The organism is Veillonella sp. CAG:933, assembly GCF_000431435.1.
Lineage (GTDB): Bacteria > Bacillota > Negativicutes > Veillonellales > Veillonellaceae > Veillonella_A.
The window spans coordinates 1-26,448 of record NZ_HF986182.1 but is presented as its reverse complement, the minus strand read 5'-3'; the positions used below and the strand labels follow the sequence as shown (position 1 = coordinate 26,448).

Here is a 26,448-nt window from a genome sequence, read left to right as displayed (position 1 = left end):
GGCCGGTCGTTTTTAGTACTTTGATTCGAAGGATGAAAATATGGATAGAAAGTTTTTAGTCGGTATCGGCCTGACGCTCATGGGCGGTATTTTATGGGGATTATCGGGCGCCTCATCACAATTTTTGCAGCAACAACGCGGCATCACGCCGGAATGGTTATTGGTCGTACGCTTATTAATCTCCGGTGTTGTCACCGTTATGGCCGCATATTGGCAAGGGCACGGTAAGATTTTTGAAGTGTTTAAAACGCCAAAAGATGTGATTGGTGTTCTGGTGTTCGGTTTGCTCGGCATGGCCTTATGCCAATACGCCTACTTCCGCTCGATTTATTATGCCGGTGCGGGCATTGCCACCGTGTTACAGTACTTAGCGCCGATTATTATTGTGCTCTATATGGCCATTCGGTATTTGAAATTGCCTACTTGGGGCGAAACCATAAGCATCGTGTTGGCCACCATAGGGACGGCTATGATTGCGTTACAGGGTAAGTTGTCATTGGCCGGTATTGATGAAAAAGTCCTCTTTTGGGGTTTGCTTTCAGCCGTGGCGGTAGCTATCTACAGCGTTCAGCCGGTTTCGTTGTTGCGCCGTTACGGCACGGGTCCGATTGTCGGTTTTGCCATGTTGTTTTCGGGCATTATCATAACTCCTTGGGCTAAGCCGTTTGATGTGCCCGGTGAATGGGATATGTGGACATATATTGCTTTTTTTAATGTGGTTGTGCTGGGTACGATTATTTCCTTCAATGCCTATTTGGAAGGGGTACGCCGCATTGGTGCCGTAAAAGGTTCCGTATTATCTTCGGTAGAGCCGATTTCGGCAGCCCTACTAGGCTGGGCTTTATTGGGCAGTGAATTTTTAACCACCGATATTATCGGTTTTGTTCTTATACTATCGACAATATTTATTTTGGCTCGAGAGAAAAGTAAATAGTATTGAGTGGATAGTTCCCGATAAATTCGTTTTATCCTGATGATGACACATCGAAATACTTAGATAATATATATTGACATATCTCAAAATTAAGATATAATAAAATTATGAGTAATAAAGAATTACAAGATATTTTTAAAGCACTATCTAATGAAAGCCGCCTAAAAATTTTACAATGGTTAAAAGAACCGTCGAAGCACTTCCCGCCCCAGGGATTTCATATGCCTGAGGAAGACGCGTTTAAAGGAGGAGTCTGTGTAGGGAGTATTCAAGAAAAATTAGGCATTTCGCAATCGGCCGTGTCCCATTATTTAGACCTTATGCAACGGGCCGGATTATTAGAGTCCGCTCGCTTTGGCAAATGGACATATTATCGCCGTAATGAAAAAGTGATAGACAGCTTTAAGGCAGAAATTAATAGTACGCTTTAGATAAAAAGCAGTGTTTGCTGCTTTTTATTTTTTTTGAAATATCTATGCATCTGTATATGATGATTTGTTAGGGAAAGAAAAAAATAAACTCATCCGGCAACGGGACAAGTTTATTTTGCAGTATTCAAAAGATGTGATGACCATATTTAACAGTACTTGGCCTATTATTATAATCTTAATTTAAAGTACACCCAAATGGCGTTGGCTAAGAATAGCAGACCGCTAGCCCAGAAGAGGGCGGTAAAGCCGAATTGCCCCATGAAGAGCGCACCGCCCACAGAGCCGAGGAAATAACCCAAGAACTGAGTCGTCTGGGTATAGGAAAAGACTTGGCCGGAAACGGTTTTAGGGGCATGAGTGGAAATATACGTGTTGAGTGACGGTAATAAGCCGGCGAGCCCAAGCCCGGTTAAAAAGCGTAAGATACCAAGTTCCAAGGCCGAAGTGACATAGGCCTGCGGAATGGTAACGAGGGCTACATAAATTAACGAACCAATGAGGATAGGCCGCGGACCGATGCGATCTATCCATTTGCCTATATAGGAACTGCTCAACATTTGCGCAAAACCGGTTGAGGCAAAGACGAGTCCTGCCAATAAGGCGAGTTGTGGTGTATCAGGCGGTACAATTTCGCTCAAGTACACCGTAATAATCGGCTGCAAGCTCATCAGAGAGAGTGCATAAATAAAAGTAGAGGCCGCTACAATTAACAGCTCATGGAAGTTCGGTAATTGTTGACGCAACTCTTTAAAATTGTGGGCCACCTTGTTTGGATCCGGTGTAAAGGACTCGTGAACAAAGAAAAACACCAGTAAAAAGGCGGCGCCTAAGAAGCAGGCAATGATGAAAAAAGAGAAACGGACGCCAAACATATCGGCTAAGTAACCGCCGATTAAAGGACCGATGAGTGAACCGGCCAAATTGGACGAGGCCAGCACCGACAAGGCCCAACCTGTTTTTTCTTCCGGTGTTTCCGACGCCACGAGAATGATGGAAGCGGAGAAAAAGCCGGACACGAGACCGTGTATAAATCGGACTAACACAAGCTGCAATGGCGATTGTACGAAGCACATGAGCAGATTACAGAGCATCATCCCAAAACTGGCTCGCAGTAAGGAAATTTTGCGACCTTTACGGTCGGCTAAGCGGCCCCAATAGGGAGAAACTAATGCGACGACTAAATATGTGATGCCCATCGCCAAGCCTGACCAATAGGCTGTCTCGTTTGTTGTGGTGACGCCCAGTTCGTTCATATAAATCGGTAATAGCGGCGCCAATTGGCTGAGCCCCAAGGCCGATAAGAACGCGCCGAAGAAACAAATGTATACAGTGCGTTGCCAAGCAAGCATATAAATCCTCCTTTTGAATTTGTTAGTAGATGTTTTAATTATACACTTTTTTTACAAAAAGTGCATATGAAATGACTTGACAAAATGGAGGTACTTCTCTATACTCTAGCTAAGGTAAAATACCATAGCAACTTGCTATGGATATTTTAGTTATAAGAAAATGTTTTATACATATGATAGAATGCGATGACAAAGACGGTTATTTCGGGTAATTCTCAGCGAGCTGACAGATGGTGCGAGGTCAGTGAATGAAGAAATAACGAATCACTTGGGAGCATATGAAGTTTTAACTTTATCGGTGAGCACCGTTATATGCGTGAGTGGCTCTTTATGAGTCAGTAGGGTGGTACCACGGACTATCGCGTTCGTCCCTTCGGGGATGAGCGCTTTTTTTATTAGTTGAGAGGAGAGTATTTATGGATTACGGTAAAACTTTGCATTTGCCTGCAACGGAATTTCCTATGCGCGGCAACTTGCCAAAATGCGAACCTGAGTATTTAAAATTTTGGGAAGACAATAAAATCTACGAAAAACGTTTGGAATTAAGAAAAGGCAATAAGAGCTTTGTCTTGCATGACGGACCTCCGTATGCAAACGGCAAACTTCATATCGGTCATGCCCTTAACAAAACGTTAAAAGATATCATCATGAAATATAAAACCATGCAAGGTTTTTACACTCCATATATTCCGGGCTGGGATACGCATGGTTTGCCAATCGAACATGCCATCATCAAAAACACCGGCCTTAACCGCCATGAAATGAGTCCACTTGATCTTCGCGCTAAATGTAAAGAATACGCTTTGCAGTGCGTGGAAGAACAGAAAAAAGACTTCATCCGTTTCGGCGTACTCGGCCGTTTTGAAGATCCGTATTTGACATTAAAACCTGCGTTTGAAGTTAAACAGCTTGGTATCTTCGGTGAAATGGCTAAACGCGGATACATCTACAAAGGTCTTAAAACTGTTTACTGGTGTACTCACTGCGAAACAGCCTTGGCTGAAGCGGAAATCGAATACCATGAAAAGAAATCCTTCTCTATCTATGTAAAATATGCGTATGTAGATGAAGTAAAACGTACGTTGCCTGAAGGCGTGGATCCGGCTAAAGCCTATGCTGTAATCTGGACAACTACACCTTGGACATTACCTGCATCTCAGGCCATCTCCGTAAACCCTGAACTTGAATATGCATGGGTACAGGTTGGCGATGAATACTACTTGATGGCCGTAGAACTCGTTGACTCCGCTATGAAAGATGCTCAGGTTGAAGACTACAAAGTGGTTAAAACCTTCCCGGGTTCCGACTTGGAATTGGCTACTTTCAGGCATCCGTTCATTGACCGCGAAGTTAGAGTATTATTGGGTGACCATGTAACACTTGAAGCCGGTACCGGCTGCGTTCATACCGCTCCTGCACACGGTGAAGAAGACTTTGGGATTTTCCAAAAATACAATAAAGAAGGCAAAATCAACACGGAAATCCTTTCTTTCGTTAATGCTACCGGTAACTATGTGGCCGCTGTAGATAACGATCGTTACGGCGATACGGAAGAACCGTTGGCCGGCAAAGAAATTCACGAAGCCGAAGTGCCTATCTTGAAAATCGTAGCGCATAACGGTGCTTTATTGCATAAAGGTACGTTGCGTCACCAATACGCACACTGCTGGCGTTGTAAAAATCCGGTAATCTACCGTGCTACCGAACAGTGGTTCTCTTCCGTTGACGGTTACCGTAAAGCAGCCCTTGACGTTATCGACAATCAGGTACAGTGGATTCCTAAATGGGGCCATGACCGCATCTATAACATGATTGCGGACCGTGGGGACTGGGTAATTTCCCGTCAACGTGTATGGGGCGTACCAATCCCTGTATTCTACTGCGATTCTTGCGGTGATTATGTAGTAAATGATGATACTATCAAATCTGTTCAAGCTTGGGTTGCCAAAGAAGGATCCGATGCTTGGTGGAATCATACAGCTAAAGAATTATTACCTGAAGGTTTCACTTGCCCTCATTGCGGTCATGGTGAATTCCACAAAGAAACGGATATCATGGACGTTTGGTTCGACAGCGGTTCTTCTTGGGCCGGCGTTTTGGAAAACGAAGGTCTCGATGTACCATGCGCTATGTACCTTGAAGGTTCCGACCAGCATCGCGGTTGGTTCAACTCTTCCTTGCTTACCAGCGTAGCTACAACCGGTCAAGCACCTTACAACTCCGTATTGACTCACGGGTTCGTAGTTGACGGTGAAGGCCGTAAAATGTCTAAATCCGTAGGTAATACGGTAGCACCTTCCGACATCATCGATGTGTACGGTGCCGACGTAATGCGTCTTTGGGTATCCTCCGCGGATTACCAGGGCGACGTTCGTTTGTCCAAAGACATCGTTAAACAGTTGTCTGAAGTATATCGTAAGATCCGTAACACATTCCGCTTCTTATTGGGGAACTTGGACGACTTCAATCCGAATACAGATAAAGTGGCTTATGAAAACTTGTCTGAAATCGACAAATGGGCTCTTCTTCGCTTGGAAGAAGTTCGCCGCAAAGTTACGGAAGCCTATGAAAACTACGAATTCCATATCTTGTATCATACAATCCACAACTTCTGCACCGTTGATTTGAGTTCCTTCTACTTGGATGTAATGAAAGATACCATGTATGCTGAAAAAGCGACGGCACAGGCTCGTCGCAGTGCTCAGACTGCTATGTATGAAATCGTAGCAACCTTGGTACGTATGGTAGCACCGGTTCTTTCCTTCACCGCTGAAGAAGTATGGCAGTACATGCCGAAAGAAGACGGTATGCGTGAAAGCGTAATGCTTGAAGATTGGCCTACCGGCAAAGAAGTTCATTATGATGCAGCGTTGGCTGAAAAATGGAGTAAGCTCTTGGCTCTTCGTTCCGAACTTACAAAAGCTTTGGAAACGGCTCGTCAGAATAAAGAAATCGGTCACTCCTTGGATGCATCCATCACAGTATATGCTGACGGCGATGTATTCAAACGCTTGAACGAAGTCAAAGACCAGTTGGCCGCTTTACTCATCGTAAGTGAAGCTCATTTGGTTGAAGGTCGCGATTCGGCTCCGGCTGAAGCGGTGGCTACCGAAGAAGGTCACTTGAGCGTGGTTGTAAAACCAAGTGAATTTGAAAAATGCGAACGTTGCTGGATTCATCGTGAAACAGTAGGGCAGAATGCAGAACATCCTACATTGTGCCATCGTTGCGTAGATGTATTAACTAAATAATTTCTGAGCACATCGCTGTTCAGTTTGAAAGAGAGAAGACCCCTTCTTTGCTCCCGGCCTACAGCTTCGCTGATAGGAAAGGTCGCGGCAGAAGGGGTCTTCTTCTCTTTCTATCCAGAGTACGGTGCGCTGCTGCTCGGAAATTATTTAGTCAGGGGGAGGAGGAATGGTTGCTTCGGAAGACATAGTCTCCTTTTCTGCTCAGAGTACGATAGCACCGTAGGCTCGGAAGTTATTTAGGAGCGGGGAGCGAAAGAGGTGGAAGCGCTCCCTGCCTGCAGCTATGCTGCAGGAGCGGTCGCAAGGAAAGAGAGTGTATTCTTTTCTTCGCAGAGTATGTGGCGCTGTTGCGAGGAAGTTATTTAGGCGTAGTCCGCTTTACTTCGCTCGCTACGGATGTGTTTTTTAGAAGTTGAATTTTCTTGAAGTATATAAAATAAATATATATCTGTGAGAAATTTTTATAGTATAATTGAAATGATTATAAGTGATGATATAGCGTGTGGGGAATAGGGGGCGTGGAATGAGATATTTACGTGTTTTCTTAGCTGTAGTTTTATTGCTGGGGATTTTTGCAATCAATAATAGTTTATATGCTGCTGATTGGTATTATGTTGGCAAGAGTGCCAATGAGGATACTTTTTTCATCGATAATGAAAGTCTTGAAAAAACGAGTTTACAGGCTAAGTTATGGGTTCGCAAAGGTAGTCCTGATGGTACGACTATTTATTATTTGATGGGGATGGATCGAGATTCGCGGACGGTAAAGGTTATTTCGCGTATCATGTACGGGCAAAATGGTGAGGTTCTTGAAGCAGGAGCAATTAATAGTGAGTGGCTTGCTATTGTGCCGGATTCACCGATGGAATGGGTTTATTCGCTATTGTGGTAAATGTTAAGGTGTAAACCGCATGTTGGTTATTATAGTTTTGTGGTAGTTGGGGGAGATTAATAACATGAAATTTATGCGCATTGTTTTTATGGTATTTGCTTTACTAGGTTTATTCGGTATCAATAACACTTCACTAGCTGTTAATTGGGATTATATTGGCAAGAATGTTAAAGGAACGATGCTTTTTGTTGACACGGATAGTGCTGAAATAAATGCTGAACACGCCAGAGTATGGGTTAAGATGGAATATCCGGATGGGGCATCAGATATTTTTCTTGTTGCCATGGCTCGCCGGGCAAAGATTATAAAATACTTCTCCTATGCTGTTTATGATAAAAATGGCGTGATTACCAGTGCCGGCGATTTCTATGACGGGTGGAAACATATCGTGCCGGAGTCGGGCATGGAGGCGGTGTATAAAGCAATTTGGCCGTTTAACTAAATAGCGTCTGAGCCGTTATGGGCTCTGGGGAAAAGAAGCATATATCTTCCTCGCTCTCTGCCTACAGCTTCGCTGATAGGAAAGGTCGCTTCGGAAGATATATGCTTCTTTTTGGTGCCCAGGGTACGATAGCGCTGTTGCTCAGAGGTTATTTAGTGGCACGGGCTAGATGGCTTTATAGGGGAGAAGGGGGAGATTGGAGGTTATTTAGGAGAGAACCGCATTGCTTCGCTCGCTACGGGAGATGTGAGGTTGTATTAGAGTAATGAGCGGAGGTGGCGTGACTCAGAGGATAATTTAGGGGCTGCCCGCATTGCTTCGCTCGCTACGGGGGATGTGAGTTTGTATTAGAGTAATGAGCGGAGGTGGCGTGACTCAGAGGTTATTTAGGAGTGCTCCGCATTGCTTCGCTCGCTACGGGGGAATAAATGAATTTTATTTAAGAATTATTTAGTCCGCTGTAATATTAAGATATGCTATAATTAGCATTAAAGGTATTAAATTATAAGGTAGTCAGTGGCAGGGGTTATTTGTTTGCTGAGTGGATATAAACGAAATTAGAGGAGGTTTTGAATGGCAGCGGATATTACAACTTTTGATAAGAAATTTTTAAAAAAGCCGATTAAGTTAATTGTTTCAGATGTTGACGGCACGTTGGTGGATACGGATAAGCACATCAGTGACGTGACGGTACAGGCAATGAAGGAGGCCATGGCAGAAGGTATTGCGGTGGCGGTAGCCAGTGGCCGTGCATTCGGTGAGATGGGCGAGGTTCTTCAGCGTTTGCCAGAAATTGAAGAGTATATTTGTAGTAACGGTGCCGTGGTAGTTGAGCAGAAGCATGGCCAATCTAAGGTGATTTTCCGTCAGTCGTTCAGTAATGAAGAAGGTTTGTGGCTCATGGATCAACTGTTGCCGTTTGATGTATATATTGAAGCGTATGGCGGTAAAGATATTTTTGGCACAGCCGATGAAATGGAGGAGTTTGCCGCTAATTTGTCACCGCATTTGATTCCGCTTATGAAGGCAAGCCGTACGATGGTGCCAAATTTGCGCGATTATATTGTAGAAACTGGTATGGATTTGGAAAAAATCCAATTGTTCTACGGTACGGAAGAAAAGAAGCAGGCGATTTTAAAACATTTTGAAGGTGATGACCGTTTTACGATTATTCAATCTAGTGAAGGCAATTTGGAATTCGTACAACCTGGGATCAGTAAAGGCCGTGCTGTAGCAGCGTTGGCTAATGAATTGGGAATCACAGCTGATGAAGTTATGACTATCGGCGACAGCAACAATGATTTAACGATGCTTGCGTATGCAGGCGTATCTTTCGCCATGGCCAATGGTGAGGCTACGACGAAGGCAACGGCTAAATACTTGGCACCAACCAATGATGAAGACGGTGTGGCGCAAGTTGTACGTGCTGTAGTAACAGCTTCCAAAGAGTTGGTGAAATAATGAACGGCAAGGAAGCTGATTCGTCTGGGATTGGAATTTACAAGGGCGATGTTTCAAGCGAAATTAAGCCATGTAAGGATAAGGCGCAGGATAAGGTCGGGGCTATGGCCGGATTACGTTGGCGCTTTGTAGTGAATGGCGAGCGATGCGTCAAGTGTGGTGCCTGTGCCATGGATTGTCCTGTGCAGATTATTGTGGAGCAACCACAACAGTTTTTTATCGGTAATGGTTGTATCGGTTGCGGTGATTGTTATGAAATCTGTCCGGTAGGTGCTATTGAGCGCGTAAAATCAAATGAATAATAAATATGTAAATCGAATAAATAATAAACGTGCAAATCGGACGAATGATGAGTGTAACATGTAGACTTGCACAGTAGCAAAAATAGAAAAATCGGGTTCATTTTATATAACATGATGAATATAAGCGATTAGTGAGTATGATAATATCGGAAACGGTATTTGAATGCGTGACTAATCGCTTTTTATATTTGAGTCCCATTCTTATAATTGATAAATAGCTCTTAAAAATTCGAAATTTCATACTGATAACTGTTGTCGGAATAGATTTTATTTAAAATAATAAGCAGGTATTCAAGATATGTCATCTTAATTTTTTGTATTACGTTGACAAACTTAATGATAATGAGATGAAGTTGAATTTTAATTCCTGTTTGTTTAGAGGGGGATTTTGAAAAATAAGATTATATATAGTGTTTTAAAGGAAGTTTTCATGAGTTAGTATTGACAGTTACTATCATTTTATATAAAATAATGTATGCAATAGAAGAATTTTTTCTCAATTCTATAATTTTTAATACATAATAAACGAATGCTAAGTAGCATAGGACAATGTAATATTTGTAGCCAAAAATTTGGCCTCTTTCGACAAGGTTAGCACTGCGCGACGATTTCAGTTGGCTTGAGTAAGCCGATATGTAATAGTACCTCATATTTTCAGGTAAGTGTTATTGGAATCAGGGACGTATACTGTTGACCTGTTTTTATGTCATAACGAAATGAGGGTAGTTGATGAACGATGTCGAATTAATGACACGCCAAGAACGCCTGCAAGAGTTACAGACCGCTACGAAGCATCGAACTGAAACATTGGGCAGTTGGGCCGTACCGGTTCTGACTGCCTTTTTATTATGCGCAATTATAGCCGCAGTAGCCTTGGGCAGTGTAACAATCTCGGCAGAGCAAGTATTGGCGGTATTAAGTGCAAAATTAACGGGGAGCGTGGTGCCTGAGTCGGTGCCACCCGCTATGACGGATATTATATGGGATATTCGCATACCTCGTGTCATATTGGCCGCATTAGTCGGTGCCGGTCTTGCTTTATCCGGCGCTATAATGCAGGCGTCGGTGCAAAATCCGCTGGCGGAACCTTTTATTCTGGGAATTGCGTCCGGAGCCTCAGTGGGGGCGGTTGTGGCGATTCTGTTAGGTCATTTGTTAGGAGTCGCTAATGTAGGCGTGCCGCTGTGGGCTTTTGGCGGTGCCATCGTGGCAACCTTGGCAGTACTTGCCTTAGCCGGTATGGGACGACGTATTTCTACGGTTAAGCTCGTCTTGGCCGGTGCAGTTGTGAGTGCCTTATGTACGGCCCTATCTAATTTTATTATCTACATGGCCGGTGATGCGGAAGGCATGCAAAGTGCCGCGTTTTGGACGATGGGCTCCTTAGCGGATGCGAAATGGTCTATGCTTGGTTGGCCGGCACTTGTGGTCGGTTGCATGACGGTGTACTTTTTATCCCAAGTGCGTGCCTTGGACGCCTTACTACTGGGCGAAGAAATGGCGGTTACGCTGGGGATTAATGCGACGCGTAAACGGTACATCTACATGGCCTGTATGGCGCTTTTAACGGGCGTGCTCGTTTCACAGTGCGGTATTATCGGGTTTGTAGGACTCGTTATTCCTCACATGTCGCGCGCCTTTGTAGGTGTCGGTCATAAGCGCTTACTGCCTGTAGTTGTGCTGGGCGGCGCCATTTTCCTTGTGTTGGCCGATTTATTGTCGCGTGTGCTGTTGCCGGCCGGCGATTTGCCAATCGGTATTTTGACAGCCTTAATGGGGGCGCCGCTCTTTATGAAACTTCTCTTTGGTTCGAGTCGGAATTTTGGTGGTTAGGAGGCCGGTATGAAAGAAATTATAGTAAAAAATCTTAACTACCGCGCCGGTAACAATCAAATTCTAAATGATTTATCACTCACCATTCCGGCCGATAAATTTGTAGGCCTTATGGGGCCGAACGGTTGCGGTAAATCGACCCTTTTGAAACATCTGTATCGAGTCCTTCCCATTCAGCAGGGTGAAATTACTTTTGACGGTACGCCGTTGGCGGCGATTCCGCTTCGTGAAGCGGCTCAGCAAATCGGTGTAATGGGACAGTTTCATGCAGTGAACTTTGATTTTACGGTGTGGCAAATTGTAATGATGGGTCGTACGCCGTATAAAAAAGGGTTTGACGATGACACGGAAGAAGACGCACAGCTTGCTATGGAGGCCCTCCGAAAGGTTGGCATGTGGGACCGAGCTAAACGTAGTTTTGCTTCGTTATCCGGTGGGGAGCAGCAACGTGTCATGTTGGCGCGTGTACTTTGCCAACAGCCGTCGTACTTGATCTTAGATGAGCCGACGAACCATCTGGATATAACGTATCAGTTGGAACTGTTGGAAGTAATTAAAGGTCTTGGTGTCGGCGTCATTGCAGCGCTCCATGATTTGAATTTGGCTTCGCTCTTTTGTGATGAGATTTTTATCATGAAAAAAGGTCAAGTGGTAAAACATGGTACTCCTTCAAAGCTCATCAATGAAGATTTGATTCGTGATGTATATGCTGTGAAGAGTGTGGTATCGGCTCATGACGACGGTACGCCGATTGTGACGTATCGCAGGCAGGGCCTCAGTGGAAACTCGGGTGAGTCGCCATGATGTCATGGTGGGAACGATGGAGTCGGCGCTTAATCGGCTTGGTTGCGCTTTGTGCCTTAGTATTAGTTGTGTGGTTTGCGTATACTAACGGCCGTTGGCAACCTGTCGGTGAGGTAAGTGCCAATCAAGGCGGTATTGTTATTCAAAACTTTGACAGTGACGGAAATCCAATGAGTTTTGAATATGAAGAACCGCCGAGTCGTGTGATTGTGACCTATCCGGGGGCGACGGAATTACTTATTGATTTGGGCCTCGAGAATCGAATTGTCGGGACGGTAGAACCTTATGGTGAAGAGCCGGAGCGATATCGCGAGATCTATAGTCGATTGCCCTTGGTAACGAATAGTTATGTGCCCAGCCGTGAACAGGTTATGGCGTTGCAGCCGGACTTGCTGATGGGCTGGTCGCATCATTTTACACCGGCCGCATTGGGTGATGTGCGGCAGTGGTATGAACGAAATATCGGTGTATATATTGTGCCGGCTACGATTCGTAAGAATCAGCCGACTGTGGAGAGTACAGTATATCCCTTTATTGATGATACGGGACGGCTTTTTCAGGTCCCGGAGCGGGCAAGTGCCTATAAAGAACAATTACAAAAGCGAGTGCAAAAGGTGACTGAACAAGTAAATCAACGGAACTATAAGCCGAATGTCATTATTTTACAAGCCCATGGGCATAGTACTTACAGCTTATACGGACCGGTTTATCTTGTAGATGACATTGTCAAAAAAGCAGGTGGTCATAATCTGACCGACCGGCAGATTTCAGTTGTGGGGCCGGAACGTGTGTTGGCGTTCGACCCGGATGTAATTGTGTTTGTGACCGTAAGTCAAGGTAATCGTACGCCAAGTGCTGAGGAGGCGATTGCCGAATTGTTAAAAGATCCGAATTTGCGTAATATGCGTGCTATTCGGGAGCGGCGTATTATAGCCGTGCCGTTTGCGGATGTTAACAATGGTAACGGTCGTGTGGTAGATGCCCTGGAGAGAATCGCTCAGGGATTTGAGGAGGAAAAATAATGAAATTGAATCATCGCCATGGTGTAAGTAAAGCTGTTTTGACAGCTTTGGTAATTACCGCTACGAGCGGCAGTGTGTGGGCCGCCGACTACGATGAAAGCAATTTGCAGGATTTAGGGAAAGTTGTGCTCGTGACAGCCAGTCGTTTGTCGGAAGAAAAAGTGGACATTCCGGCGGATACGACAGTTATTACGGCCCAGGAAATTGAAAAGGGTAATTTTAATAGTGTATCGGACGCGTTGAAAGCGAACAATGTGCCGGTAGTGCAGAAAGGTTTTGCATCCTATCCGGAACTCAACGGTGACACCCGTGTGCTCGTTATGGTGAACGGACGAAGAATGAACTGGGATCATTTGATTGTATCCGGGGACAATAATGCTATCGATATTGACCAGTTCCCGGTTGAAAATATTGAGCGTATCGAAGTGGTTAAAGGTCCTAACTCTGCACTTTACGGTGAACGTGCCGTAGCCGGGGTTATTAACATTATTACTAAAGAAGGCACCATGGGTCAGAAGACTACCGTTAAAGGTGAAGTCGGCAGCTGGGGTTACTGGAAAACCGGTATTACGGCGCAAGGCGGTGATGAAAGTAATGCGTACTTCGTATCCTACAGCAAAACGCGTCAAAAAAATTATCACTACAAAGACAGCAACGGTAACTCTCATGAATTCCCGGACAGCTCTATTAACCGCGATAATGTAACGGCTCGTTTTGACCATTACTTCGACGACGACCGTATGACAGTGGACTTCTCCTATAGTCATCGTAAGGACGGCTTCGGTATCTACCTTAGCGATCCGTTAAACGGTGTGGCTTACGGTTCCGGCATGAAGAGTAATACAACCGACATGAGCTATGGCGTGACCTATAACTTCGGTTCCGATTCCGGTACCTTCGTACGTGCTTACCGCAATACTGAAAAAGCGGATGCACCGTTTGCCGGTACCCCGTATGAACATGATTTGGCATTGTTTGGCTTGGAAGGTCAAAAAACTTGGAAGCTTGGTGATCATACTTTAATCAGTGGTGCAAACTTCACAAAAGAAGATATTGATGAAACGAATGATGGCGTTTCCTTTAGTAAAGGTGCTAAAACAAAAGCTGCTTATGTGGAAGATAAATGGGAACTCGGCAATGGCTGGACTGCGAACCTTGGTACTCGTTATGAACATCACAATACCTTCGGCGGTGACTGGGCATCTCATATCGGTTTAAATAAAAAACTCGATGAAAATACCCATGCTTATATCTCTTGGGGCCAGGCCGTTAATAACCCGACTCTCAAGATGTTATACGCTAACTCACCGTACTGGATTGGTAACCCTGATTTGAAACAGGAAAAATCTCATACCGTAACATTAGGGATTGACAGTCAAGTATCCGATCGCTTACTCGTATCGGCCAGCATCTATGAAAGCAAATTGAAAGATGCTCTTGATTGGGTATGGGATACAAGTATTTCCAAAACTGTGTACTACAACGTAAATAAAGAAAAACGCCAAGGCCTTAACTTGAGTGCTACTTATAAATTGGACGATGCTTGGAAACTTCGTGCCTCTTATAACTTCTTGCGTCAGCGTGTTGATACGGGCAGCGGCATGACGAATGATGATAAGAACCGTCATCCAAATTCCTATGGCTTGGAAGTAAGCTATGAAAAGAACCGTTGGTATGTATCCAATAACTTCCGTTATGTAACCGGTCGTTCAACCGCTTATTACACAGATTCCTCTTACTTTAACTGGGATTTGAACGTAAGTTACAAGTTGAGCGATTCTACGAAGATTTATGCTCAGGGCTTGAACTTGACGAATGAATCTTATGAAGTAGAACCTTACAATTACCCGGTTGGTGCGTATGCTATGCCGGAACGTCATTATGTAGTCGGTGTGGAACATAGCTTCTAAGCTTATCCGTATTTTTGAAAAAGAAAACTAAGGTTGCAATTAGTGTGTAAGTTGTAGCCTGAAGTTTGGCATAAATGGTTACGTCACATTGAGTGTGGAATGTGACGAGCCATTTAAACGCTAATTAGTTGTTTGTATCGATGTGTGATTAGGCATGTGTGTTTAGGAGGAAATGTAATGAAATTGAATCATCGCAATGGTGTAAGTAAAGCTGTTTTGACAGCTTTGGTAATTACCGCTACGAGCGGCAGTGTGTGGGCCGCCGACTACGATGAAAGCAATTTGCAGGATTTAGGGAAAGTTGTGCTCGTGACAGCCAGTCGTTTGTCGGAAGAAAAAGTGGACATTCCGGCAGATACTACGGTTATTACGGCTAAAGAAATAGAAGAAGGCAATTATAATAATGTATCAGATGCGTTAAAAGCCAATAATATTCCGGTGATTCAGAAAGGCTTTGCCGCTTATCCGGAGCTTAACGGCGATACACGCGTACTCGTTATGGTGAACGGCCGTAAGATGAACTGGGACCATTTAGTTGTATCCGGCGCGTCCAATGCGATTGATATTGACCAGATTCCGATGGATAACATCGATCGTATCGAAGTGGTAAAAGGTCCTAACTCGGCACTCTATGGCGAACGTGCTGTGGCCGGGGTTATCAACATTATTACGAAAACGCCGACAATGGGTCAGAAAACAACCGTGCGCGGTGAACTCGGCAGCTGGGGTCATCGTAAAGGCACTGTGATTACGCAAGGCGGCGACGAAACGAACGGTTACTTCGTGTCCTACACGAAAGAACGTCGTGACAATGTACATTACAAGGATTATCAAGGCAACAGTCACGAATTCCCGGATACCTACATTAACCGCGATAAATGGACGGCCCGTTATGACCGTTACATCGGTGACGATCAGTTGAGCGTAGATTTTAGCCGTGTTGAAAAGAAAGACGGCTATGGTATTCGTCTTAAAAATCCGCTTACCGGTACGGTAACCGGTGCCGGTAATGTGAAAGATACAACGGACATGAGTTACGGCGTGACCTATAATTTCGGCACTGATTCCGGTACTTTTGTGAGAGCGTATCGTAATACCGAAACCAGTGATTCCGGCTTCGGCTCCGGTAGTTCGTCCAGCTCTTACAGCCATGACCTTTCTATGGACGGTATTGAAGGACAGAAAACTTGGAAAATCGGCGATCACACTTTAATCAGTGGTGTTACGTACAATCAGGAACATATTAAAGAAGAAAACAACGCAGTTGCCTTTGATAAATCCATGATTAGTAAGGCTGTATACGTTGAAGATAAATGGGAGCTCGGTCAGGGCTGGACGGCCAACTTCGGTACTCGTTATGAGCATCAGGATACGTTTGGCGGTGATTGGGCGTCCCATATCGGCCTCAATAAAAAGTTAAACGATACGACCCATGCGTATATTTCCTGGGGCCAGGCCGTTAATAATCCGACCCTTAAAATGCTCTATGCCAACACGGAGTTCTGGATTGGAAATCCCGATTTGGAGCAGGAAAAATCACAGACCGTAACGCTTGGTATCGATAGTGACGTGAGCGACCGCTTAAGCGTATCGGCCAGCGTGTTTGCCAGCCGTTTGAAAAACGCCTTGTCGTGGGTAAACGGTTATTATGATTCAAACGATAATTACGTACAAGGTTATTATGAAAATGTTAACCGTGAAAAACGCCGTGGTCTGAACCTGAGCGCTACTTATAAAATAGATGATGCTTGGTCCGCTCGTGCCGGTTATAACTATGTGAAAATTCAGCAGGATACCGGCAGCGGCTATGTAAGCTCAACCGATAACCGCAATCCGAACCGTTACAGCTTGGAACTCATGTATGAAAAAAATCGTTGGTCCGTTAACAACATGTTCCAATACGTAACCGGACGCTCTACGGCGAAATATTCCGATTCGTCCTACTTCGTATGGGATGTGAATGTAAACTATAAATTGAACGAGAATACGAAGGTTTACGCCCAAGCATTCAACTTAACCAATGAATCCTATGAAGTGGAGCCATCCACAACTATCGGCTCCTACGCTATGCCGGAACGTCACTATGTAGTCGGCGTGGAACATAGCTTCTAAGCTGATTTTTCAGAAGATTAAAACGTTGTCGGCGTTCAAACTTTAATAATTGATTATTAGTCAAATAGTAGTATATGCAATTTTTAAAACGTTAAATGACCGACTTTAAGGCGGTGATTAATAGATTATTTTATTTAAACAAAGGAGTATCTCATGGAACTATTAGAATTATTTCACCAAGGCGGATTAGTAATGTATCCGTTGTTACTTTGCTCGATTATAGCTATCGCTATCTTGGTAGAACGGGTGCGTACCTATCGTGCGGCTCAATCCAATATGAACCGCTTGCGCGAAGAAGTGCCGGTGTTGGCGGCTGCTAATAATCAAAAAGGCTTGGAAGCTTTATGTGCCGAAGATGGCGGTGTAGCTGCTGAAATGCTTACATCGGCCATTTACCGCGACACCGTTAAATCTAAAAATGCTGCATTACAGGGCGCAGCCGGAGCCATTGCGGGTCGCTTGCGTGCTCGTTTAAGTTATTTGGAAACTATCGTTACTTTGGCACCGCTCCTCGGTTTGCTCGGTACCGTAACCGGTATGATTAGCTCTTTTAGTGTTTTATCCGTGTCCGACGGTCAGCCTTTTGCCATTACCGGCGGCGTGGGTGAAGCGTTGATTGCGACGGCTACCGGCCTTGTTGTGGCTATCGTAGCCCTCGTTATCCATTCCTATTTGGTGCATAAACAAGACGGTCTTATTACCGATATGGAAGAAATCGGTAATGTGTATATGAATGCGGCCGTTGATGTTGTAGCGAAAGAGGCTTAATGTGAATATCAGAAGTCTTCGTACAACCAATAAACCAAAGCTCATGATCATCCCTATGATTGACATTATATTCTTCCTATTAGTGTTTTTCATGATGAGTATGTTATCCATGGTGGTTCAAAAATCCATGCCTGTGAATTTACCGACAGCCACGGCCAGTTCGGTCGATTTGCAGCGTAAGATTCCGATTACCATCACGGCGGATGGCAAAATTTATGTAGAGCAGGATGCGTACGATTTGAACGGTATGGCCAAACGTCTTGAAGCTGAAAAAGCTAAAGGCGGTGATTTAACGATTATTCTCAGAGCCGACCAACGTGCGCAGTACGGTGAATTTGTTCAAGTTCTGGATACGCTAAAAAATATGCAGCTCAATAAGATTGCCGTAGCTACCGAAAGTAAGTAGGTGATAGTATGAGTGAAAACGTACAAGAGGTAACGCAAAAAACGTCGCAGTTTGCTCATATTTATAAAAATCGTTGGCGCATGGCGATTACCACATCCGTCATTATCAATGTGGCGTTGATGAGCGGTATGGTATGGTCGTTTTTGCAAAAACCGGAACTCGTGCCTGATAAAACCCCGATTACCATCAGTGTAGTCGGTGATGCGGGTCCTTCGGCGGGGCCGGCTGTAGCAGCGCCGCAAAAGTCGACGGTACAACCGCCGGCACCGTTAACCGAAGAGCAGATTGCGGATATTAAAAACGGCGTGCCCGTAGAACAGGTGATTAAAAAAGATACACCGCAGACGCCAACAGCACCGGTAGCACAGGCTGCAACCGGTTCGTATGCCGGTGAAGCGGCCGGAACGGGCGGCGGCAGTGGCAGTGAAGCCGGTGAAGGAACCGGCAGTGGCGGCGGCAGCGGTCAAGGCGGCGTTGCCGGCGGCGAAGGTACTGAACCGGCCGGAGATATCGTCATTGATGCGGAATATTTAGGACCCCGTTCATTACCGGGTAAAGGTAATGTTGTTGTGTATGTACTGATTAATGAAGCGGGCCGAGCTGTGGATGTAGATATTATCAGCAGCAGCGGTAACGGCTCGTTAGATCGCTGGGCGTTGCAACAGGCGCGCAGCAGTGCGTACCGTCCTAAAACGGTCAACGGAGAGCCGGTTGTTTCCGAAGGGAAAATTGAGTTTGGCAGTTAATTAAAATCTAATGGGCAACTGAATTAGTTTGGTAGGATGGTTTTAAGACAGTTGCCGCTAAGATGAGCCGTAACAGGAGGGCAGGTAGGTCGCTCTCCTGTTTTCCGTTCTTATACTGTAAAGTTGAATTTCAAGTTGCGAATATGAAATTGTAATAGCAATTAGTAATGCTAAGTTATATTGATTGCCAAAGGGCGATTGTGGTTTTGTGTGCAGTATAGTTATACGGTGTTGTATAGCTTGAGTTTTGAGAGAGGAGACCTCGTTAATGAAAACAAATGGTGTGCGTGTGAAAAAAGGCCAAGCCGTGCTGGCCGGTCGTGTATTGGGCGCTTTAGTGTTAGGCGGTTTATGGACTGTTACGGCCGGTAATCAGGTAGAGGCGGCCCGTGATTACAGTAACTTGCAAGACTTGGGTAAAGTTACGCTAGTGGAAGAAAAGAAAGAGCCGGTAGTAGTGCAGGCGGAGCCGGAAACAGCGGCTGAAGACACGTATGCCGGCGGTCAGGTATCTCGTAAGAGCAGCATCGGTGTTCTTGGCAAAAAAGACTTCATGGAAGTGCCGTTTAATGTCATTTCTATTTCCGAAGAAACGATGCAGAACCAGCAGGCTAGCAATATTATCGACGTAGTGGCGAATGATTCGTCGGTTACGGATTTGACCTTGTCCGGCGCGTCTAACGCATGGAGTATCCGCGGCTTTAAAACGACCCAGCAGGATGTGCAGTTGAATGGCATTTACGGCGTTGCTCCGCGTTACTACACGGGCATTGAGTACCTTGAAAACGTTGAAATTCTAAAGGGGCCGAGTGCCATGCTCAGCGGTATGGCGCCGAATGATACGGTAGGCGGCGTTATTAACTATGTAACGAAGCATGCCGGCGACGAAGATAAAAATACGGTGACCCTAACTTATGGTGAAGGCCATCAGTTCACGCAACAACTCGATATGAGTCGCCGTTTTAACGACGGTAAATACGGTGTTCGTCTCAATGTACTAAACCGTGGCAGCCAGGAAGATGCGTACAAGAATGAATCCAACAGTGCCAACACCGTGTTCATGGGTTTTGACGCCAAAGGGGAACGTTGGCGTACGTCCCTCGACATGGGCTACATCTATAACGATATTGAAAACCCACAGTACCAGGTAACCATGTCGCAGGCTACGGCAAATAAGCTTACAGCCTTGCCGAGTGTGAGCGATGATGCTACCTTCGGAGCACCGGATACCTATCGCCGCGTGACTGAGAAATTTGCCTTGTGGAAAGGGGAATACGACCTTAACGACGATTGGACTGCTTGGGCTGCTTTTGGTATGCGTAATACCTCTCAGGACGGCTTATCTAACCGTTTCTTATTGAATAATGTAAACGGCAACGCCAGAGTCAGCTATGTACATAATCGTCAGATTAATAAGGCCATTTCCAGCGAATTCGGTGTTCGCGGTCATTTGCAAACAGGCTCCTTGTCTCATGAAGTAAGCATTGCAGCCTCTCAGGTTCGTTACAAAGTATACGAAGATAAACCGACCGTAACGCCAACGTATACAACCAGCGTGTATAGTCCTTCTTGGCAAACCTATACCGACGGCAGTTACGGTCCGTACTTGATTCGTGATAATCGGGTGCAGCAAAGTGTGGGTATTAACGATATTATCTCCACGGCGGATAATCGCTGGAACTTTATTCTCGGCGGTCGTATTCAGCAGGTAAAAGACACCTCTTACAGCTACAGCGGCAGCACGTTAAAGAGCACGACGCGCTATGACGAAACGGCCTTTACACCAACTTTTGGCATCGTTCATAAAGTGAACGACCGTATGTCCCTCTACGCCAACTATGCGCAAGGTTTATCCTTAGGTGAAACGGCGCCGGATGGCACGGAAAATGCGGGCCAAACTTTTGCACCGTATAAAACGACTCAGTATGAAGTGGGCGCTAAATTTGATTTTGGCAAAATTGCCACTACAATCAGTGCCTTTACTATGAAAAATCCAAGCTTTATCACCACGGATGACAACTACTATGCCTTAGCCGGTGAACAGCGTAACCGCGGTATTGAGCTTAGTGTATTCGGTGAGCCCCGTGAAGGTACCCGTATTTTGGGCGGTATTACCTTCATGGATGCTAAATACATTACCTTGGCTTCTTCCTATGCCGGCTACGAAGGCAATCAGGCTACCGGGGTACCGCGTTGGAGCGGCGTAATCGGGGTTGAGCAAGACATTAAGAGCGTGGAAGGTTTGTCCGTTAATACGCGTTTGACCTATAACGGCAAGGCCTATGTAAATATGGCCAATACCCTTAGCACGAGCCCATGGGTTCGTTGGGACTTGGGTGCCCGTTATAAATTCACTTGGGACAAAACTCCGTTAACTGTACGCGCCAATGTGTACAACGTACTCGATACCGTAAAATGGCATGCCCTTCAAGGCAGCACCACGAATGCTATCTACTTAGGCAAAGGCCGTACCTTTACCTTATCCGTTTCTGCTGATTTCTAATCGAGGTAATACATGAATTGGAATCGAAGACCCTGGCTATTGGGCCTCTTATTGCTAATCGGACTCCTGCTGTTGGCGAGTTATTCGCTCACCGTGGGAGCACGCCATATTCCCTTGCCGACGATATGGAAGGCGCTGGTAAACTATGACCCTTCGCAGGTAGACGAGTTATTGGTGCAAACGTTGCGCGTACCGCGACTCCTGTTGGCCGTGGCCTGTGGTATCAGTTTTGGCGTAGCCGGGGCTTTGATGCAGGGGATAACGAATAATCCCATGGCCAGTCCGTCCATAATGGGGGTTAACTCCGGGGCTGCCTTAGGGTTGGCGGTGGCTATGATTTTCTTACCGGATAGCAGCTTAAATGTGGCCGTATTATTTGCCTTTGGCGGGGCCGCGTTGGCGACGGTTATCATTATGGCGTTGGCCAATCGCAACGGTAGTCGTATGTCACCGGTTTTTCTCGCCTTAGCGGGAACGGCGGTGAGTGCCGTATTATTAGCCATAACTCAGGCGCTGGTCGTCTTTTTTGATGTGGCGCAGGACTTGAGCTATTGGACGGCCGGCGGCATCAGCGGCGTGCGCATGCCGCAAGTTCTCTTGTTATGGCCGTGGACATTGGTGGGGATAATCATGGCGATTGGTTTGTCTAAATCGGTAACTCTTTTGAGTTTCGGCGAGGAGATGGCCATCGGCCTGGGCGGTCATATGGGCCGTATTCGGTTCTTGGCGGGTCTGGCCGTATTGATTCTTTGCGGTTCCGCCGTAGCTATTGCGGGGCCTATCGGCTTCGTCGGCCTTGTGACACCACATATGGCTCGCCAATTGGTCGGTATCGATTACCGCAAGGTAATTCCTATTACAGCTTTATTGGGAGCCATCTTACTGGTTGGTGCCGATTTGGTAGCGCGCAGTGTGGCCGCTCCCTTTGAAATACCGTTAGGTGCCATTACAGCGCTTATCGGCGTACCGTTCTTCCTTTATTTAGCGAATCGAAAGGGGGCCCGGTAATGACACTTCGTCAAAAACAGTTCGCAGTATATAGCACCGTATTTCTGGCGCTCTTATTGCTGTTCTTCTTTCTCCATGTGAGTACCGGCTTTACCTATTATTCGCACAGCCATTTATTGGCTATTTTATTAGGGGGCGGCACGGCGGAAGAAAATACCGTAGTCTTCGACTTTCGCTTGGTACGGGCGGTATTGGCCGTGTTAATCGGCATGGGCTTGGCCTTATCGGGCGCTGTATTTCAGCAGCTCACCCGTAATGAATTGGCCGGTCCGGGCCTTTTGGGCGTCAATGCCGGTGCCGGTCTGGGCGTTATGATTTTAATCTTTCTGACACCCGTGGATCAGGGCCTTCCCATTTGGTCGCTGCCTATTGTAGCGGTTGTGGGAGCGCTCATCGCGGCGGGGAGTATTTTTGCGCTGGCTATGCGTAAAAATGAAGCGGGCGGTACCTATGCGTTGGTACTCAGCGGCATTACCTTGACGGCCGGTATTCATGCCTTGCAGACTCTTTTAATAGTTCTTTTATCGCCTGAAAAGTTTAATCAGGTCAACACCTGGATTATCGGGAATATTGCAGGCAACACCTGGGCTCATGTGTTAATTTTGGGTGCGGTGGTTATCGTATTGGCACTCATACTGTATGCCAATCGGACGACCCTCAATATTCTTACGCTTCGCGATGAAACGGCTATCGGTCTTGGCGTATCGCTTAAGCGCAGTCGTCTGGGCTTCTTAATTTTGGCTGTTATTTTGGCCGCCACCTGCGTGGCCATCGGCGGCAGCATCGGCTTTATCGGGCTCGTGGCACCACATATTGCCAGACGCTTAATAGGAGCCGATTGCACCTATGTATTACCGCTTACGGCGTTAATCGGAGGGTGGCTTTTGGTAACGGCCGACTGGGTTGGTCGCGTTATTATCGCACCGGACGAAATGCTGGTGGGCATTGTGGTAGCCCTCATCGGGGCACCGTATTTTCTATTTATTTTGGCACGGAAACGGGGGTAAGTCATGGATCATTCTAACAAAACAGACATTCGGATAGAAGGCTTGCGTACAGGTTATGATAAAACGGTCATTATCGATAACTTGAATCTTACCATTCCACGTGGCAAAGTAACGGCCTTAATCGGCTCCAACGGTTGCGGCAAGTCGACACTTCTGAAAACGATTTGTCGTATTATTACCCCTATGAGCGGCACGGTGTATTTAGACGGTCAGGATATTCATAAAGAAAACACGAAAGTGTTGGCTAAAAAAATTGCTATTTTGCCGCAACATCCGACGGCACCGGAAGGGCTTACCATTCGTGAACTTATCGCTTATGGACGAGCGCCGTATAAGAACGGTGTTTTCACCCGTATGAAGCGGGAGGACCGTGATATTATCAACTGGGCTCTTAAAGTTACGCATCTGGAAGATTTGGCGGACAGACCGATTCATCGCCTGTCCGGCGGTCAACGGCAACGGGCCTGGATTGCCATGGCCATCGCGCAGGATACGGAAATCCTCTTCTTAGATGAGCCGACCAGCTTTCTAGATATTGCCCATCAATTGGAAGTGTTGCAATTAGTGGCTGAGCTTAATAAGACGTATGGCAAAACCATTATCATGGTGCTTCATGAACTGAATCAGGCAGCTCGCTTTGCGGATCATATTATTGCCATGAAAGACGGAGCGGTTCGGTTTGAAGGCTCGCCGGAAACAGTGTTTACGGCTGAAATGTTGGCCGATGTGTTCGGCATAACCGCCATGATTATGAAGGACCCGCTTACGCGCTTGCCGTTTTGCATTCCCCAAAACGTGGGAGGCTCTTTATGAGAAGTCTAAAAGCCGGAGGAAAGGCTGTGGTAAAAACTGCAGTAAAACCTGTAGTAGAATCTGCAGTAAAAGCTGTAGTAAAACCTGTGGTAGAAATTGCAGTAAAAGCTGTGGTAAAAGCTATGACGCTAAGAAAAACGGCGATGACACTGGCTTTTTTACCTATATTGCTTGTGGCCGGATGCAGTTTTGAGGATATGAATTGGTCCATCAAACCGAGTTTGACGGCGGTAACGGCGAAGGCGAAGCCTTTATTCGACCCGAATGAGCTTAGAAGTGATGCACCGGCGGCGATTGATGCGGAACTGGCGAAGCGAAAAGTGCAAGTTCAAAAGAAAGCGGACGCTCTTTTCACAGAACAGGACGGACAGCTCATCTTAAAACACAAATACGGTACCACCGTAATCCCTAAAGAGGCCAAACGGGTTGTGGTTATTCGCTTAGAAGATCCTATGGCGGCCTTGGGGGCGCCTATGGTGGGGGCATACAACCCGCCGACTTTTTACCTTCATGATGAATTGACGGCTGAGGGTGTGGAACCTATCAGCATTAATGAAAACATTAAGGCCATCAACATGGAACAGGTGCAGGCCTTGAAGCCGGATTTGATTCTGTTGCGCGATTCTTTTGACCGCAATACCTATGTGGCACTCAGTAAAATTGCGCCTGTAGCGGCATTAAGACTGCAAGATACGGAGGTTACGTTGCTTGCGCTGGGTCGTATTCTTCAGCGTGAAAAACAGGCGGAAGACCGTTTGCAGCTCTATTATGACCGTGTTAAGGAAGCGCGCATGGAAATCAAGGCTCATATCGGGAATGCACCGGTAGCCTTGCTGCGCGTTATGCGCAAAGAAGTGCGCCTTTATCCGTATTCGACGAACGATATTAATCGCTTCATGTATGAACTCTTGAATTTGCGACCAGACCCGATGTCGGTGGCGCAGGATTCGGGGGATACGAATGTGGTGTCGCTCGAAATGCTGCCGGAGCTTAAGGCGGAGTATTTAATTGTAGCCAGCGGCTATGGTCCAAGCAGCAGCGGTAATGCGGGAGCTGCTCAAAAATATTATGAAGAGCTGCAAGCCGACCCTTTGTGGCAGACCATTCCGGCCGTCAAAGACGGTCATATTCTCAACGTCAACCCCGTACTTTGGAATGCCCACGGCATTATTGCCAAAGAACGGGCCATTGAAGATTTGCGGCGCTATCTGACGACGGTGAAGTAAAATTTAATTTCACGGAACGTTATTTTATGAATTGTCAATGAGTCATTTTTAATATAAAATATAATCATGATTAGACCTTTTTGACATTCAATCTTAGGGACGATTGATACAGAAATGAATTGTTTAGGGATAATGTATTAGAGGTGACTTATGAAACGAATAATAGCTTTTCTTATGATGATTCTTTCAGTGGTAATCATCGCCGGTTGCGGCACGGAGACGGCATCGCCTAATGCAACGCATAAGAGTATTTTCACGGATCCGGAAATTATTACAAAAGCCATGGCTGAGCTTCGTGAAATGCCGGAGTTAAAGGGCAAAGATTTGAAGCTGTTTCAAGATGTGACTGTATCGGACATTGATGGTGAAGGCAATGTCATTGACCTTGATGTGCTAAAGCCGGATACGACCGACAAGGTTGACCATTATACCTATATTGATGGCAAGTGGACTGGTCCGGAACCGGTGCAGCTCACCGGTGACGGCAATATGGACGATAATATCATGCCTATTAACAGCATAGATTTTTCAAAAGTCACACAGATCTACAAGATTGCTGATGAAAAGGCCAAGGCGATTGAACAGGGGCAAGTCAATAAGAGCGTAATCTATGAATTCGATGTGGATGCGCATATGTATCGGGCTCATATTCATATTGAGGGAGCTCGTGAAAAATACACCGGCATCTTTGATGCCAATGGTAACCTGCTCATGATGCGAAAAGACTGATTTGAAAGTTAAAATAGGACGTAAAACCAAAGACCGGTTCAAAGGGTCCTATGGGCCTAAAACTGCAATAGTTGGACATGAATATAAAAAGGTACATAAAATATGCAGCATAAATTATGCATATTTTATGTACCTTTTGTTTTTGATTAGTGCTATACTATATTTCGAGAGTTATTAACGTGAGTTAGGTTCATCGCCATGAAAGGCGGTGATACTAAGACTGTATATGAAGCCTTATCTTTAATGATAGCTTTTGCTACACTTGTGGTATTAATTATTTCTTTTAAAAGATAAGAAATAAACCTAACGTAAAAGAAGTATTAGAGGTACTTCACACGTTAGGTTTATCATTTACTCCGTTTAGATGAGCCTAACGCCGACACACGTTAATAACTCTCTTTGTGTCTTAAGTATAACACAAGTGTGTTGTAAAGGCAAAAAAAGTGGGCATAAAAGATAAAAAAGTGTTGGTTAATTGTAAACTGAAATTGAACATATA

General features: G+C 45.6%; 23 protein-coding genes and 1 other annotated feature. Of the genes, 22 read left to right on the top strand and 1 reads right to left on the bottom strand.

The window, feature by feature from the left end:
• The first annotated feature begins 40 nt into the window (after positions 1-40).
• Together QZL64_RS04470 and QZL64_RS04465 are read left to right on the top strand one after the other, a co-directional pair.
• Positions 41-934 (top strand): DMT family transporter, encoded by an 894-nt coding sequence (locus QZL64_RS04470; protein WP_021840801.1) that lies wholly within the window; start codon positions 41-43, stop codon positions 932-934.
• A 107-nt stretch (positions 935-1,041) separates the two neighbouring features.
• A complete protein-coding gene (locus QZL64_RS04465; RefSeq protein WP_021840800.1) occupies positions 1,042-1,365 on the top strand; it encodes an ArsR/SmtB family transcription factor in 324 nt (107 codons plus the stop codon).
• Positions 1,366-1,532: 167 nt separating this feature from the next.
• Here QZL64_RS04465 and QZL64_RS04460 read toward each other — a convergent pair whose 3' ends face one another.
• On the bottom strand, positions 1,533-2,714 hold the full coding sequence (locus tag QZL64_RS04460) for an MFS transporter (protein WP_021840799.1): 1,182 nt from the start codon (positions 2,712-2,714) through the stop codon (positions 1,533-1,535).
• Between the two features lie 177 nt (positions 2,715-2,891).
• Positions 2,892-3,090: a binding site (T-box leader), on the top strand.
• A gap of 40 nt (positions 3,091-3,130) precedes the next feature.
• Here QZL64_RS04460 and ileS point away from each other — a divergent pair.
• The 20 genes from ileS to QZL64_RS14540 all read left to right on the top strand — a co-directional run bounded on the left by ileS (position 3,131) and on the right by QZL64_RS14540 (position 26,243).
• Positions 3,131-5,965, top strand: coding sequence for an isoleucine--tRNA ligase (gene ileS, locus QZL64_RS04455; protein ID WP_021840798.1), 2,835 nt, complete (start codon positions 3,131-3,133; stop codon positions 5,963-5,965).
• A gap of 523 nt (positions 5,966-6,488) precedes the next feature.
• A complete protein-coding gene (locus tag QZL64_RS04450; protein WP_021840797.1) occupies positions 6,489-6,857 on the top strand; it encodes a hypothetical protein in 369 nt (122 codons plus the stop codon).
• Positions 6,858-6,921: 64 nt separating this feature from the next.
• Positions 6,922-7,299 carry a hypothetical protein gene (locus QZL64_RS04445; protein WP_021840796.1) on the top strand — a complete coding sequence of 126 codons (378 nt, stop codon included), beginning with the start codon at positions 6,922-6,924 and terminating at the stop codon, positions 7,297-7,299.
• A 573-nt stretch (positions 7,300-7,872) separates the two neighbouring features.
• Positions 7,873-8,760 (top strand): Cof-type HAD-IIB family hydrolase, encoded by an 888-nt coding sequence (locus tag QZL64_RS04440; RefSeq protein WP_021840795.1) that lies wholly within the window; start codon positions 7,873-7,875, stop codon positions 8,758-8,760.
• Positions 8,761-8,864: 104 nt separating this feature from the next.
• Complete coding sequence (locus tag QZL64_RS04435) at positions 8,865-9,062, top strand: indolepyruvate ferredoxin oxidoreductase subunit alpha (RefSeq protein WP_156705428.1); 198 nt, start codon at positions 8,865-8,867, stop codon at positions 9,060-9,062.
• Between the two features lie 729 nt (positions 9,063-9,791).
• On the top strand, positions 9,792-10,895 hold the full coding sequence (locus tag QZL64_RS04430; protein WP_021840793.1) for a FecCD family ABC transporter permease: 1,104 nt from the start codon (positions 9,792-9,794) through the stop codon (positions 10,893-10,895).
• A gap of 9 nt (positions 10,896-10,904) precedes the next feature.
• Positions 10,905-11,699 carry an ABC transporter ATP-binding protein gene (locus tag QZL64_RS04425; protein WP_021840792.1) on the top strand — a complete coding sequence of 265 codons (795 nt, stop codon included), beginning with the start codon at positions 10,905-10,907 and terminating at the stop codon, positions 11,697-11,699.
• A complete protein-coding gene (locus QZL64_RS04420) occupies positions 11,696-12,721 on the top strand; it encodes an ABC transporter substrate-binding protein (protein WP_021840791.1) in 1,026 nt (341 codons plus the stop codon). The genes QZL64_RS04425 and QZL64_RS04420 overlap by 4 nt, the downstream gene beginning before the upstream one ends.
• Positions 12,721-14,631 carry a TonB-dependent receptor plug domain-containing protein gene (locus QZL64_RS04415; RefSeq protein WP_021840790.1) on the top strand — a complete coding sequence of 637 codons (1,911 nt, stop codon included), beginning with the start codon at positions 12,721-12,723 and terminating at the stop codon, positions 14,629-14,631. Before QZL64_RS04420 ends, QZL64_RS04415 begins: the two co-directional genes overlap by 1 nt.
• 177 nt (positions 14,632-14,808) lie before the next feature.
• Positions 14,809-16,743, top strand: coding sequence for a TonB-dependent receptor plug domain-containing protein (locus QZL64_RS04410; protein ID WP_021840789.1), 1,935 nt, complete (start codon positions 14,809-14,811; stop codon positions 16,741-16,743).
• Between the two features lie 153 nt (positions 16,744-16,896).
• Complete coding sequence (locus QZL64_RS04405) at positions 16,897-17,511, top strand: MotA/TolQ/ExbB proton channel family protein (protein ID WP_021840788.1); 615 nt, start codon at positions 16,897-16,899, stop codon at positions 17,509-17,511.
• Position 17,512: 1 nt separating this feature from the next.
• Entirely contained in the window at positions 17,513-17,917 is a 405-nt protein-coding gene (locus QZL64_RS04400; protein WP_021840787.1) for an ExbD/TolR family protein, read from the top strand.
• An 8-nt stretch (positions 17,918-17,925) separates the two neighbouring features.
• Positions 17,926-18,663 carry an energy transducer TonB gene (locus QZL64_RS04395; protein WP_021840786.1) on the top strand — a complete coding sequence of 246 codons (738 nt, stop codon included), beginning with the start codon at positions 17,926-17,928 and terminating at the stop codon, positions 18,661-18,663.
• Positions 18,664-18,931: 268 nt separating this feature from the next.
• Positions 18,932-21,166 (top strand): TonB-dependent receptor, encoded by a 2,235-nt coding sequence (locus QZL64_RS04390; protein ID WP_021840785.1) that lies wholly within the window; start codon positions 18,932-18,934, stop codon positions 21,164-21,166.
• 12 nt (positions 21,167-21,178) lie between these two features.
• Positions 21,179-22,174 (top strand): FecCD family ABC transporter permease, encoded by a 996-nt coding sequence (locus tag QZL64_RS04385; RefSeq protein WP_021840784.1) that lies wholly within the window; start codon positions 21,179-21,181, stop codon positions 22,172-22,174.
• Positions 22,174-23,181, top strand: a complete 1,008-nt coding sequence (locus QZL64_RS04380) for a FecCD family ABC transporter permease (RefSeq protein ID WP_021840783.1) — start codon at positions 22,174-22,176, stop codon at positions 23,179-23,181. Before QZL64_RS04385 ends, QZL64_RS04380 begins: the two co-directional genes overlap by 1 nt.
• A gap of 3 nt (positions 23,182-23,184) precedes the next feature.
• Positions 23,185-23,994, top strand: coding sequence for an ABC transporter ATP-binding protein (locus tag QZL64_RS04375; RefSeq protein ID WP_021840782.1), 810 nt, complete (start codon positions 23,185-23,187; stop codon positions 23,992-23,994).
• Entirely contained in the window at positions 23,991-25,220 is a 1,230-nt protein-coding gene (locus QZL64_RS04370) for an ABC transporter substrate-binding protein (RefSeq protein WP_021840781.1), read from the top strand. The genes QZL64_RS04375 and QZL64_RS04370 overlap by 4 nt, the downstream gene beginning before the upstream one ends.
• A gap of 150 nt (positions 25,221-25,370) precedes the next feature.
• Complete coding sequence (locus tag QZL64_RS04365) at positions 25,371-25,949, top strand: LptM family lipoprotein (RefSeq protein ID WP_021840780.1); 579 nt, start codon at positions 25,371-25,373, stop codon at positions 25,947-25,949.
• 198 nt (positions 25,950-26,147) lie between these two features.
• The gene (locus QZL64_RS14540; RefSeq protein WP_363315342.1) at positions 26,148-26,243 is read left to right on the top strand and encodes a putative holin-like toxin; all 96 of its coding nucleotides are present in this window, start codon (positions 26,148-26,150) and stop codon (positions 26,241-26,243) included.
• The last annotated feature ends 205 nt before the right edge of the window (positions 26,244-26,448 follow it).